Origin of the sequence: Pseudoalteromonas sp. S408, from assembly GCF_005886645.1 — a bacterium.
Lineage (GTDB): Bacteria > Pseudomonadota > Gammaproteobacteria > Enterobacterales > Alteromonadaceae > Pseudoalteromonas.
This window is the reverse complement of record NZ_PNDY01000010.1, coordinates 52,811-66,352: the sequence shown is the minus strand read 5'-3', so window position 1 is coordinate 66,352 and position 13,542 is coordinate 52,811. Positions and strand designations below refer to the sequence as shown.

At 41.8% G+C, this 13,542-nt stretch carries 9 protein-coding genes and 1 pseudogene; 8 read left to right on the top strand and 2 right to left on the bottom strand.

Annotation, left to right across the window (positions count from 1 at the left end):
- Positions 1–52: 52 nt before the first annotated feature.
- From CWB62_RS09655 to tldD, 8 genes and pseudogenes are all read left to right on the top strand, one after another.
- On the top strand, positions 53–1,096 hold the full coding sequence (locus tag CWB62_RS09655; RefSeq protein ID WP_002958401.1) for a rod shape-determining protein: 1,044 nt from the start codon (positions 53–55) through the stop codon (positions 1,094–1,096).
- Positions 1,096–1,938: a rod shape-determining protein MreC gene (gene mreC / locus CWB62_RS09650; RefSeq protein ID WP_171034610.1), complete on the top strand. Its 843-nt coding sequence runs from the start codon at positions 1,096–1,098 to the stop codon at positions 1,936–1,938. Before CWB62_RS09655 ends, mreC begins: the two co-directional genes overlap by 1 nt.
- Positions 1,931–2,410 (top strand): rod shape-determining protein MreD, encoded by a 480-nt coding sequence (gene mreD, locus CWB62_RS09645; RefSeq protein WP_010555554.1) that lies wholly within the window; start codon positions 1,931–1,933, stop codon positions 2,408–2,410. The genes mreC and mreD overlap by 8 nt, the downstream gene beginning before the upstream one ends.
- Complete coding sequence (locus CWB62_RS09640) at positions 2,410–2,979, top strand: Maf family protein (protein WP_058550607.1); 570 nt, start codon at positions 2,410–2,412, stop codon at positions 2,977–2,979. Before mreD ends, CWB62_RS09640 begins: the two co-directional genes overlap by 1 nt.
- 1 nt (position 2,980) lies before the next feature.
- The gene (gene rng, locus CWB62_RS09635) at positions 2,981–4,453 is read left to right on the top strand and encodes a ribonuclease G (protein ID WP_138529495.1); all 1,473 of its coding nucleotides are present in this window, start codon (positions 2,981–2,983) and stop codon (positions 4,451–4,453) included.
- A complete protein-coding gene (locus CWB62_RS09630; RefSeq protein WP_138529493.1) occupies positions 4,453–8,316 on the top strand; it encodes a YhdP family protein in 3,864 nt (1,287 codons plus the stop codon). Before rng ends, CWB62_RS09630 begins: the two co-directional genes overlap by 1 nt.
- Positions 8,309–9,148, top strand: a pseudogene (locus tag CWB62_RS09625) (carbon-nitrogen hydrolase family protein). Before CWB62_RS09630 ends, CWB62_RS09625 begins: the two are co-directional and overlap by 8 nt.
- Positions 9,145–10,584, top strand: a complete 1,440-nt coding sequence (gene tldD, locus CWB62_RS09620; RefSeq protein WP_138529491.1) for a metalloprotease TldD — start codon at positions 9,145–9,147, stop codon at positions 10,582–10,584. The pseudogene CWB62_RS09625 and the gene tldD overlap by 4 nt, the downstream one beginning before the upstream one ends.
- Positions 10,585–10,633: 49 nt before the next feature.
- Here tldD and CWB62_RS09615 read toward each other — a convergent pair whose 3' ends face one another.
- Together CWB62_RS09615 and gorA are read right to left on the bottom strand one after the other, a co-directional pair.
- Positions 10,634–11,491 (bottom strand): mechanosensitive ion channel family protein, encoded by an 858-nt coding sequence (locus CWB62_RS09615; protein ID WP_138529489.1) that lies wholly within the window; start codon positions 11,489–11,491, stop codon positions 10,634–10,636.
- A gap of 447 nt (positions 11,492–11,938) precedes the next feature.
- Positions 11,939–13,300 carry a glutathione-disulfide reductase gene (gene gorA / locus CWB62_RS09610; protein ID WP_138529487.1) on the bottom strand — a complete coding sequence of 454 codons (1,362 nt, stop codon included), beginning with the start codon at positions 13,298–13,300 and terminating at the stop codon, positions 11,939–11,941.
- Between the last annotated feature and the right edge of the window lie 242 nt (positions 13,301–13,542).

Below are 13,542 nucleotides of genomic sequence, written 5' to 3'. Positions count from 1 at the left end.
GTTAAAGTGAGGCAGCTAATATAAGAACGTATTTCAAAGGTCATCCAGCCTCATGTTTAAAAAACTCCGTGGTATTTTTTCTAACGATCTATCGATCGACTTGGGTACAGCCAATACCCTAATTTATGTAAAAGAAGAAGGTATTGTTCTAAACGAACCTTCAGTTGTTGCTATCCGTCAAGAGCGTGCTGGTGGCCCTAAAAGTGTTGCATCGGTAGGTACCGAAGCAAAACAAATGCTAGGTCGTACGCCGGGTAATATTAAAGCAATCCGCCCAATGAAAGACGGCGTAATTGCTGACTTTTATGTAACAGAAAAAATGTTACAACACTTTATCAAGCAAGTGCATAACAATAACTTTATGCGCCCAAGTCCGCGCGTACTTATTTGTGTTCCATGCGGTGCAACGCAAGTAGAAAAACGTGCAATCCGCGAATCGGCAATGGGCGCTGGCGCCCGTGAAGTTTACCTAATTGAAGAACCAATGGCTGCGGCAATTGGTGCAGGTTTACCAGTATCAGAAGCAACAGGCTCTATGGTTGTTGATATTGGTGGTGGTACAACTGAAGTCGCCATTATTTCACTAAATGGTGTGGTTTACTCATCATCAGTACGTATTGGTGGCGATAAATTTGACGAAGCGATTATTAACTATGTGCGCCGTAATTTTGGTAGCTTAATTGGTGAAGCAACCGCTGAAAATATTAAGCACCAAATTGGGTCTGCGTTTAAAACAGACGAGCCAATTGAAATTGAAGTACGTGGCCGTAATCTAGCTGAAGGTGTTCCACGTTCATTTACGCTTAACTCACACGAAATTTTAGAAGCCCTTCAAGAGCCACTAATGGGAATTGTAAGCGCAGTGATGGTTGCCCTTGAACAGTCGCCACCAGAGCTTGCGTCAGATATTTCTGCACACGGTATGGTACTTACTGGCGGTGGTGCACTATTAAAAGATTTAGATCGTTTACTAATGGAAGAAACAGGTATCCCTGTTGTTGTAGCCGATGACCCACTAACGTGTGTAGCACGTGGCGGCGGTAAAGCATTAGAAATGATTGATGTTCACGGTGGTGACGTTTTTAGTTACGACTAATGAAATTAATGTTTGGGCGCACTGTCTCTTTGCAACTGCGACTTTTTGTCGCAGTGCTTTTGAGTATCGTACTCATAGCTGGAGACCGTTACACAGAAGGTGGAACCGTGGTGCGCACCAGTTTAAATACGCTGGTCAGCCCGCTTATTTATGTTGCCAACTTACCTTATGAGTTATTTAGCATTGGCGCTAAAAGCTTACACACGCGCGATCAACTTCTCACTGAAAATGAAGCACTGAAAAAAAAGCAAATGCTACAAAGTGAGCAGTTGCAACAGTATCAGTTTTTGGCCAGAGAAAACCAAAAGTTGCGCGCATTACTTGGCTCATCGGCAAAACAATCTAACCGTAAAATTATTGCGCAAGTACTTTCCGTTCACTCAAACCCCTACAGTCATCAAGTTGTTATTAACCGTGGCACCACCGACGGCCTTAGTGAAGGCCAAGCTGTAATAGATGAAATGGGAGTGGTAGGGCAGCTGACAAAAGTAGGCTCTACTACATCGCGCGTACTACTGATGACCGACACAACTCATGCAACACCGGTGCGTATACTTAGAAACGACGTGCGAACCGTCGTTGAAGGCATTGGTAAAATTAATGTAGTTAAGCTTTCGCATGTGCCTCATAGTTTAGATGTGCGTATTGGTGATGTATTAGTGACTTCTGGGTTAGGTGGCACATTTCCCGAAGGGTATCCGGTGGCGATAGTCACAGAAATTAACCGCGATGAAGGCCGCCCATTTGCACAAGTATTTGCAGAGCCAATCGCGCTGCTCGACCGAATTCGCTTGCTGGTTATTTTATGGCGCAACCAACAGGAGCAAATAAACGATGATTAACCGTTATTCATTGTTAATTGCGCTGAGCATATTTTTTGCCTTAATAATGGCGCTAATGCCGCTGCCATTCTCGTTTGAACCATTCAGACCGGATTGGGTCTTATTAGTACTTATGTATTGGTCATTAGCCGTGCCACATCGGTTAAATATTGGTACTGCTTGGGTTGTAGGTTTACTCATTGATTTAGCCTCAGGCTCACCTTTAGGTGTTAACTCGCTAACATTTTCGGTATGCATATTTATTACCGCAAGTAACTTTCAAAAAATTCGTAACTTCTCGCTTTGGCAGCAAAGTTTGTTAATTGGTTTGTTTTTAACGCTTTATCATTTAATGCAGTTTTGGCTAAACCATTTTTTGCTTGGTGTTTACTTTAACCCACAATATTTATGGCCAGTATTTACTGGCATGGTAAGTTGGTTTTGGGTGTTTTTATTACTTCGTAAGTACCGCAGACATTTTAGGATCAGATAATGAATACTGCCGTATATCTGGCATCAGCTTCTCCTCGTCGAAAAGAGCTACTTGCCCAATTGGGTATTGAATTTTCTCAATTTAGTGTTGATGCAGACGAAAGTCAGCTTCCCAATGAACTCCCTCATGATTACGTAGAGCGTTTAGCACGCCTTAAAGCGCGTTCAGGTGTTGAACTTGGTTACACAGACCGGCCAGTGCTTGGTAGTGATACGGTTGTTGTTATTGGTAATGAATCATTATGTAAACCACGCGATGAAGCCGATTTTACTCATACACTAAAGCGCTTGTCTGGAAATACACATCAGGTACTAACTGCGATTGCTTTTGCAACCAAAGATAAAGTACTTAGCCAAGTTGTCAGTACCGACGTCACATTTAAAAAACTGAGCGATGAAGAGATCAAAGCCTATTGGCAAAGTGGTGAGCCACAAGATAAAGCCGGTGGTTATGGCATTCAGGGGCTAGGTGGTCGCTTTGTTACACATATTTCAGGTAGCTATTTTAGTGTTGTCGGCTTACCTTTATATGAGACTGAACAATTATTACACGCATTTTTGAGAGGGTAGCATGAGTACAGAATTACTGATCAACGTAACGCCGAGTGAAAGCCGTGTTGCCCTAATCGAAAACGGTGTGCTGCAAGAGATTCAATTAGAGCGCATTGGTAACCTAGGTATTGTTGGTAATATTTACTTAGGTAAAATAAGCCGTGTTCTACCGGGAATGCAGGCTGCATTTGTTGATATTGGCTTAGAGAAAGCCGCATTTTTACATGCATCAGACATAGTAAACAGTGCCTCCATTGTTGAAGGCGTAGACGATGTACCAATAAAAAAAGTGCAAGACATACGCGAACTGGTTCGCCAAGGCCAATACATTATGGTGCAAGTGGTGAAAGATCCATTAGGCACAAAAGGTGCAAGGCTAACGACCGACATCACTATTCCTTCTCGTTACTTAGTATTTATGCCAGACGCAACGCATGTTGGTGTGAGCCAGAGAATAGAAACAGAAGAAGAGCGTTCTCGCCTTAAAAAAATTGTTGCAGAATATGGCGATGAAAATGGCAGCTTTATAGTTCGCACAGCGGCCGAAGGCGCAAGCGAAGAAGAGTTAAGACACGATGCTGGTTTTTTAAGGAAGCTGTGGGAAAAAATAACCGCACGTCGTAAAAAAACTAACAAAGCAACCATATTGCATGAAGACCTAACACTTGCCTTTAGAACACTGCGTGATTACGTGGGTGAAGACATGGAGCGTATTCGTGTTGACTCAAAGCTTACCTATCAAGAGCTAAAAATATTCACCGAAGAATTTGTACCGCAACTTTCACAAGTACTCGAGTACTATCCGGGTGAGCGCCCTATATTCGACTTATTCGATGTAGAAAACGAAGTGCAAAAAGCGCTGCATCGTAAAGTAACGTTAAAGTCCGGCGGATACATTATTATTGATCAAACAGAAGCTATGACTACGGTTGACGTAAATACAGGAGCATTTGTAGGGCATCGTAATTTAGAAGAGACTATTTTTAATACTAATGTTGAGGCAACGTCTGCCATTGCGCGCCAGTTAAGGCTTCGTAATTTAGGTGGAATAATTATTATCGACTTTATCGATATGGTCAGTGAAGAGCATAAAAGCCGTGTATTACACTCGCTTGAATCGGCGCTTGCTAAAGATCGTACTAAAACAAATATTAATGGTTTGTCAGCGCTTGGGTTAGTTGAAATGACCCGAAAACGTACCCGAGAGAGCTTAGAGCATATTTTATGTGATGTATGTCCTGCATGTTCAGGACGTGGCTCACAAAAAACAGTCGAAACGGTATGCTACGAAATATTGCGTGAAATTGTACGCGTAAACCGCGCCTATGCAGCCGATAAGTTTATGGTTTATGCAGCACCAGCTGTAAGTGAAGCCTTACTTAATGATGAGTACCACAACTTGGCAGAGCTTGAATTATTTATAGGTAAGCAAGTACACATACAAACAGAAAGCTTATACAGCCAAGAGCAGTTTGATGTGGTAATGATGTAATGAAAGCAAAAGCGGTCTGTTTTTTTTGTTTTAGAAAGTTATGGCAAACCTGCGCCATAATTTTGGTATTACTGGCCGTTATTGTTTCAATATTAAAATACACACTCCCTTACGCAAACGATTATAAAGGTGACATAGAAACCTACCTAGATGAAAAATTTGCTATTAGTTTATCTATTGGTGCTATTTCAGCAAGTTGGCAGGGAAATGGTCCTGCTCTTGTGCTTGAAGACTTGTCGTTTAAAGATAACGAAACTGCACCTATTTCGCTAACCATTGCAAAAACCAGCCTAGAGCTTAACTTATGGGAAAGCATAAAAACACTGCAATTAAAGTCTAATTACTTTGTTATAAATGGCTTTCATACCACAGTAAATGTGACAGACTTGTTTGAGAGTAGTACTCAAGATAATGTTTCGTTTGAGCAAAAAGAGCTTATAGAAGGGCTGTTTTTAGGTAATACAGGTCATTTTGCAATAGAAAACTCCAGTATTAATTTTGTTTTAGACGACAACAAAGAGCGTAAACTCCTGCTTGAAAATATCATTTGGCAAAATGAAGAGTCACAACATTTAGGCAGTGGAACATTAGCTTTACCTGGTATTTCGGTTGGCACCTTTGACGCGCGCATTGCTCTGAAAGGGGAAAGCTTAGAAGAAGTTGCGGGCAACATGTATGTCCAAGCCAATAAGGTAGATGTGTCTAATTGGTTGGCGCAATATATAAATACTGAAAAACAACAGTTAACTAGCGATATCAATTTACAGGCTTGGTTAAAAATTGAAAAAGGCCTGATTGACGATATAAAAATGCAGTGGCTGCCAAGCTCCGTTACTTGGTTTAATGAAGCGCAAAGCCAGCAAGTTAGTTTAAGTGAAGGTGGCTTTCACCTTTATCCTGAGCAAGGTAATTGGCATTTAAAAAGCACCGGTTTAGCGTTTAATAACAACAATACGACATGGCCAAGCTTAGAGTTTGAGGCTCAACTAGGTGAAAATAATCAAATTTGGTTAAATCAAATAGATATAGCGCTGCTGGCTAACTTGGCAGCATTGACTAATTTTGACTCTCTCGATGCTTTTTTAAAGCGTAAACCAAGTGGGCAAATACAGCAGGCATACGTTAATTATGAAAGTAACCAGCAGTGGCAAGTATGGTTTAACGCCAATAACATTGGCTGGCAAGAGCTTAACTCAGTACCTGCAGCGCAAGGTTTGCGCGTAAACGGGTTAGTAAACCAAAATAAAGGTCGTATCAGCCTATTTGGCGAAAACGGCACCTTAATAACTGGCGACAGCTTTAGTGACAACATTAAGTATAACCAGCTAAACATAGAATTAGATCTCGCAAAGCAAAATAATAATTGGCGTATTAGCAGTGACAATATTTGGTTTGATAACAATGAGGTCACACTCGCTGCTGAGATGCAGCTTAGCTTTGGTGATTCACCGCGCCTTGATTTATACGCAGAGGCGTTTGCAGAGGATGCCAGTATTGCGGGTCATTATTTCCCGTTAAAAGCAATGAGCCCAGAACTCGTTAGCTACTTAAACGGGGCTATAAAAGGCGGTGAAATATCAAAAGCTCAAGTTTTATTTGCCGGGCCATTATCTGGGTTTCCGTTTAAAGATGGCTCAGGGCAATTTGATGTACTTGCCCAAATTGATGACGCCACGTACCAGTTTGATCCGCAGTGGCCAGCTGTAACAGATGCAAAGGTAAAACTACATTTTGCTAATGAGCGCATGGACATTTACAGCCAACAAGGCACCTTGGTTAATTTAAATGTGGGTAATAGCGTTAAAGTTAGCATTAATGATTTAATGAATGCCGATGAGCTTGTGGTGCAAATAGATAAAAAAGCGCCGATGGAAAACCTGCACACCTTCTTTAAAGCCACACCTATTGCGAGCCCGCTAGCTGATATTTTTGAGGTCATACAAGGTAAAGGTGAAGCCGATGCCAGCATTGAGTTACTGGTAGGTTCAAAGTTTGAAGGTGGTGCAAGTGTTAGCGGCACCGTCAAGCTAGATGACTTACCAGTATTTATTGCCACACCCGGTATTGCATTAAATAACTTAACCGGCGTGCTTAACTTTAAAAACGATAATATCGAACTTAAAAATGCGAGCGCTACATGGCTTGGGATGCCGCTGGCAATTAATTACACTAGCCAAAGTGAAGCGAGTGACTATAAAGCAAACATAAATATTAATGCACAACTTGATGCCAATACCCTAATTGATAGCGGGCAAGGTATTTTAAAAGGCTCACTAGAAGGGCAAAGTGCGGTTGATATAGGGCTTGTGCTTAATTTTACCGAGCAAGGGTTTAATTACCGTGCACAGGTTAACTCTGACCTTATTGGGTTAACAAGTAAATTACCAGCACCATATAATAAAGTTGACACACAACCGTGGGTTCTTAATGCGGTTGTTCAAGGCGATGACATTTCAAACCTTATAACAACACAGGTAAATAAGCAGTTTTATTTTAATGCAATATTAGAAAATGGAAAATCGCAATTTAGCAATGCGCACTTTATTATAGGTAAGCAAGACTTAGGTCTTAACTCACAAGACTTAAGCGTTACGATAAACCTAGAGCAAACAGAGCTTGTTCCTTGGGTAGATCTTATTGATCAAATTATTAGTGCAGCCCAAAACGATGACGATCCTCAATCTCAAGGCATTATGCCACCCCTGAATGAAGTAGTCGCCAATATTGGCATGCTCGATATTAGCAGTATGGTATTTAACGACTTTGAAATGCGCTTAGCCCCTGAGCAAAGCAATGTGTATTTAAAATTAAACGCCAAAGAACTGCGTGCAGGTGTATTTATTCCTACATCGCAGCGCAGCCAGCCTATTAGAGTTAACGCAGATTATTTACGCGTTAATTTTGCAGAGCAAATTGAAGCCCCCATTACTGAAGCTGCAAAAGCAGAACCCGAAACCGATTTAACGTGGCTGACGAACTTACCTGCTATAGAGTTTGAATGTGCAGATTGTAAAATTACCAACTACCAACTAGATAAAGTAAGCGCTTCGTTACTTGGCGACGGTAAGCGATTGGTTATTTCTGAACTCGTTGTTGATAAAGGCGACCATATTTTACGTACTAAAGGGCAATGGCAAAATGGGCTTACCCAGCTAAGTGGCGAGGTTAAAAGTGATGATATAGGGGCCTTGTTTAATGAGTTTGATATTACCACTGCAATTAAGGGCTCTAAAGCGACTATAAACTACAACCTTGCATGGCAAGCTGCACCTTACTCATTTGATGTTCCGAGCCTCAGTGGAGAAATTGATTGGGACTTAGGAGAAGGGCACCTAACCGAAATTAGCGACGGTGGCGCCCGAGTCTTTTCGTTGTTGAGCTTAGATTCGTTGGTGCGTAAATTAAAACTTGATTTTAGAGATGTATTTTCAAAAGGGTTCTTTTACAACAGCATGCAAGGTTCTATGCAATTAGAGAACGGTATCGCTTATACAAAAGACACTAAAATGGATGGCGTTCCGGCTGATTTAACTATCAAAGGGTATGCAAATTTAAATACGCTTGATATTAACTACGATCTTGCTGTTGCGCCGCAGGTTACCTCAAGTATTCCGGTTATTGTGGCATGGATGGTAAATCCTGTAACAGGGCTAGCAGCACTGGCACTAGATAAAGTAATACACTCTGCACGCGTTATTTCTGAAATTAATTTTAAAGTGACTGGCACTATGAGCGAGCCTGTTGTTCAGGAGCTAGATAGGAAAAGCCGTGAAGTTACCTTACCACAAGCGGCGCAAAACCAGCCCCAAGCATCAGTCGATTTAAAACTTAAAGATGCTGAAGTAACCGCAACTAATGACTAATTTAGCGACGCCTAAAAACCACAATATATTTGCTTTGCAAATGTGCTCTGGCTTAAATGCCGACGACAATATTGCAGAGTTAAAAAAAGCGTTAAGCACACTCCCTGCTAAGCGGCCACTGCTTGTATGCCTACCAGAGGCCTTTTTGGTGTTTAGCAAAAGTGGTCACGATACGCTGTTAATAGCTAAACATATTGAGCAATACAAACGTCAAATAAGTCAGTTGTGTAAACACCATAATATTTGGTTAAGCGCAGGGACAATTCCTGAGCCTTACAACAATACTAAATATTATGCCGCCTCACATTTATATAATAATCAGGGTGAGTGCGTTGCAACGTATAATAAAATACATCTATTTGATGTAAACGTAGATGATAAAACGGGGAGTTACCGCGAATCCGATTTTACCCAAGCTGGTAGCGATGTGGTTGTGGTTGAATCTCCCTTTGGTAAACTAGGTCTAACAGTATGTTATGATCTGCGTTTTAGTGGCTTATTTACTTCGCTTGTGCGTAAAGGCGCAGAGGTTATTTTAGTGCCAAGTGCATTTACAATGGTGACAGGCCAAGTACATTGGCAGGCATTATTAGCGGCGCGAGCAATCGAAACCCAATGTTATGTCGTTGCTGCAGCCCAATATGGCACACATGAAAATGGCCGACAAACGTATGGTCACAGTATTATTATTTCACCCTGAGGTAACATTTTAAGTAATTTACCCAGTGGTACAGGTTTTATTAGCGCTAACGCTGATTTAGAGCAGTTAAAAAAAATTAGACGAGATATGCCTGTGCAGTCTCATCAACGATTTAGAGAGCATTTATTATGAATTCGGTTGAACAGCATTTATTACACGACAGCCAGCTAAATAGAGAAGAGCTCGAAAAAACGCTCGCTTACATACATCAGCACAAAGTAGACTACGCCGATTTATACTTTCAATCGAGTCATCACGAGTCGTGGGTACTTGAAGATGGCCTAGTAAAAGAAGGCTCTTACAATGTAGAGCGCGGAGTTGGCGTACGTGCAGTAAGCGGCGAAAAAACGGGCTTTTCATATTCAGATGCTATCAACTTAGAAGCACTTAACAAAGCGGCTACAGCAGCTCGCAGCATTGCCGATGCAGGCGAAGATAAAGCCATTAAAGTATTTAGTGATGTATCAGCAAAAGTGCAATTTGCACCGCATCAGCCAATTTCAAGTATGAGCGATAGCGATAAAGTAAGTTTATTACGGGAGCTTGAAAACTACATTCGAGAACTTGCCCCCGATGCAGAGCAAGTAATTAGTTCTATGTCAGCAGTATACGAAGAAGTATTAATTGCAGCCAGTGACGGTACATTTGCTACCGATATTCGCCCGCTTATTCGTTTAAACTGTTCAGTATTGCTTGAAAAAAATGGCCGTCGTGAGCGCGGTGGCGCAGGCGGTGGAGCACGTTTAGATTACGGCTATTTTAAAGAGCTGGTAAACGGTCAACCACGTTGGATGGAGTTTGCACAAGAAGCTGTACGCCAAGCTAAAGTCAACCTAGAAGCCATTGACGCGCCAGCTGGCACTATGGAAGTGGTATTAGGAAATGGTTGGCCAGGTGTGCTTTTACACGAAGCGGTAGGCCATGGCCTTGAAGGCGACTTTAATCGTAAAGGCGCATCTGCCTTTAGCGGTAAAGTAGGCCAAAAAGTGGCTTCTGAGCTATGTACCGTCGTTGACGATGGCACCATGGCCGATCGTCGTGGTTCTCTAAACGTAGACGATGAAGGCACTCCTGCTGCATATAACGTGCTTATCGAAAACGGTATTTTAAAAGGCTACATGCAAGATAAGCTAAACGCACGTTTAATGGGGGTTAACCCAACGGGAAATGCGCGTCGTGAGTCGTATGCGCACTTACCTATGCCACGCATGACAAATACCTATATGTTAGGTGGCGAGCATAGCCAAGCCGATATTATCAGTAGCGTTAAAAAAGGCGTGTTTGCACCTAACTTTGGTGGCGGGCAGGTTGATATTACCTCGGGTAAGTTTGTGTTTAGTGCATCAGAAGCGTACTTAATTGAAAACGGTAAAATTACACAGCCAATCAAAGGCGCCACCCTCATTGGTAATGGCCCTGAAGTCATGCAGCATATTTCAATGGTAGGTAACGACTTAGCACTTGATAAGGGCGTAGGCGTGTGTGGTAAAGATGGCCAAAGTGTTCCGGTTGGCGTAGGGCAACCTAGCCTTAAAATTGATCAGCTAACGGTAGGTGGAACAGCTTAAAGGCCCAACCGATAAAGTTTAGGCGCGAAACCGTTCGCGCCTAGTCGCTCTATGAGCTAGTTACTTGGTTATTTACTTCGCTTAACGCAATTTTATGCTTCATTTCTTCTTCATACCATAGCGCCATAAAACACTCAGTGAGTTTATGCTCTATGTCCAGTGCCTGCTCGGTTGGGCAAAATAGCGTAAAGCGCGCTCTAAACTCACCCAATTCAGTTGTTCCAAAATGTATTTCTGGTGCAGGGCCCGATATTTTTGCATCTAGTTTTCGCTCAATAATCGAGTTATAACGAGTGGCGAGCTCTTCAAACTCTTCGCAATACATTTTAGCTTTCACCGAGAGCGTGTCGTAAATTGGGTAAGGGTTAAAGCTCTCTTTTCGAACAATAGAAAAGCTATGTGTTGCAAAGCGTTTTACATAATTTAGATTTTTAATTGGGCTGGTAATGAGTTTATTATTAGGTATGTAAATCGTTTTTCTTGAAAACTGATAAGTGTGCATGTCTATTTCATGCATGGTTGTTTTTATCCAGTCTGTTTCTGCTACTTCACCGTAATATTCACCGACTTGCACCCAGTCGCCGACCCTAAATGGCCGTGTGGTGACTAAGTAAAAAAAGCCAATAACACATTGAATAAACTCACGAGTGGCTAAAACAATGGCAACCGCAAAGGCCGCAATAGATAACGCAAAATTTTGAATTTCAGTCGACCACACAAACAACAGCGACAGCACCAACACAAAATTAATAAAATGTTTAATGTTATGTGCAATGTAGCGAATATCTTTGTCTTTTTTTTCTGCGCGGTTTCTCGCTAATTTATCAACAAGTACTTTTAATCCAAGTGCAAAACTAAGCATAACAATTGAAACAAGAAACGGGTGTAGCAATATATCAGTAATCATAATATCCAGTTGTAGGTATGTTGATAAACACACGCTAGTATATTGAGTTATTTAGCTAATAAGCAAATTTTACCCTAATAAAAAGGCCCCTTAACACATAACTGTAAGGGGCCTAGGGCGTGTTGATCTTTGATGGTTGAATTTGCAGCAGCATGTTTGGTTTTTAGGCAAGGCAGAACCTATGTAGTGTGGTTATTCCCCATAAATAGGCGATAACGCAGCATAAATGCCAAACATGCGCTGCCCTTCGGGTTCTGCCTAGGGGCGATAAACTCTTTGTTACTCGGTTTTTACTTAGCCCACTAGGTTACAAACCTCGCGCCGCGATTTAATCGCCCCTAGATTGAACAAACTTTAATCCGCAAAGGTCAACACACCCTAGTTAAATTAGTAAATAACTTGAACTCTGGTTAAGAGATTTATTATCCAGAGTTTAGCTTAAATAGCTTAGCGCATGGTAACAAACTCTTCAGAGCCCGTTGGATGTAGTGCAACAACAGCATCAAAGTCAGCTTTAGTTGCGCCCATTTTCATCGCTACGGCAAAGCCCTGAATCATTTCATCAACGGCAAAACCAAGCCCGTGTAAGCCAACCACTTTTTCCTCTTCCCCTGCGCAAACTAGCATCATGTTGCATGCTTGGCGGTGCTGAGTTACCGCGGTGTACATAGCAGCAAAGCTTGATTTATACACTTTCACGTTTTCGCCACCGTATTGAGAAATCGCTTCTTGCTCGGTTAAACCAATGGTACCAATAGGCGGATGACTAAATACCACGGTAGGTACTAGGCTATAATCCATTTTTAAGTCGTGTGGGAGATCTTTATTAAATAAGCGCTCAGATAGGGTACGGCCCGCTTTAACTGCAACAGGCGTAAGCTCAATACCGCCTTCGATAATATCACCCACGGCATAAACATTTTCAGCCGTCGTATTTTGGTATTCATCTACTTTTACATAACCACCTTCGTTTACTTCTACCCCCGCTGCTGCAAGGTTTATTTTGTCTGTTGTAGGTGTACGGCCAATGGCCCAAATAACCTGATCAACATTTTGGCTGTAACCGTTTTCAAAATGAATAGTTAAACTGCCGTCACTTTCTTTGATTACTTCTTTAGGGGAGCAGTCAGTATGAAGAGTCGGACCTTCTTTAGCCATAATATCGACGAGCGTGTCGATAATATAAGGGTCAAATGTACGCAGAGGCTTACTCTTACGCACGAATAAATGTGTTTCTGTGCCTAAGCTATGTAATACACCCGCAATCTCTACGGCAATGTAACCCGCACCAATAACAGCTACGCGTTTAGGTTGTTCGTTAAGCTCAAAAAAGCCATTTGAGTCAATTCCATGCTCAGCGCCCGGAATGTTTGGAATAGTAGGGCGCCCACCTACGGCCACTAAAATATGATCGGCGGTGTAGTGTTCACCATTTACTTCAACAGTTTTGCTATCAATAAATGTAGCAAAGCCTTTAATGACGGTAACGCCATTGCTGGCTAGTCCGTTATCGTAACCTTTATGAATTCGGCCAATGTAGGCTTCACGACTTTCTACTAACTTGCTCCAGTTGAAATCTTTTACTTCAACGTTAAAACCGTAATCTGGCGCATATAAATTGATTGCTTCAGCTACTTGGGCACCATGCCACATAACTTTTTTAGGCACACAGCCTACGTTTACACAGGTTCCGCCCATGTGTTTTGCTTCAATAAGTGCGACTTTAGCGCCACGCATAGCAGCTCGGTTTGCAGAGGCAATCCCCCCACTACCACCGCCAATTGCAATGTAATCAAAGTGTTGTGTCATTTTAAGTCCTTAGGCGTTGAGTTTTATGCGCATTAGCATAACATTAAGTTTTAAAAATAAAGAGTATTTAGGTGACCTATGTTTAGTAAAAAAACATTCGAATTTACAGCCTTATCGATATAAACCGATACGCTAAGTCAGTACCAAACAGAATATCTGCAGTACGTAACCGGACTCGCTTTAGATTGCATTACCTGTAGGCATTCGTTATTACCGAGTCTAAAAGTGGTTTTTAATGGCTT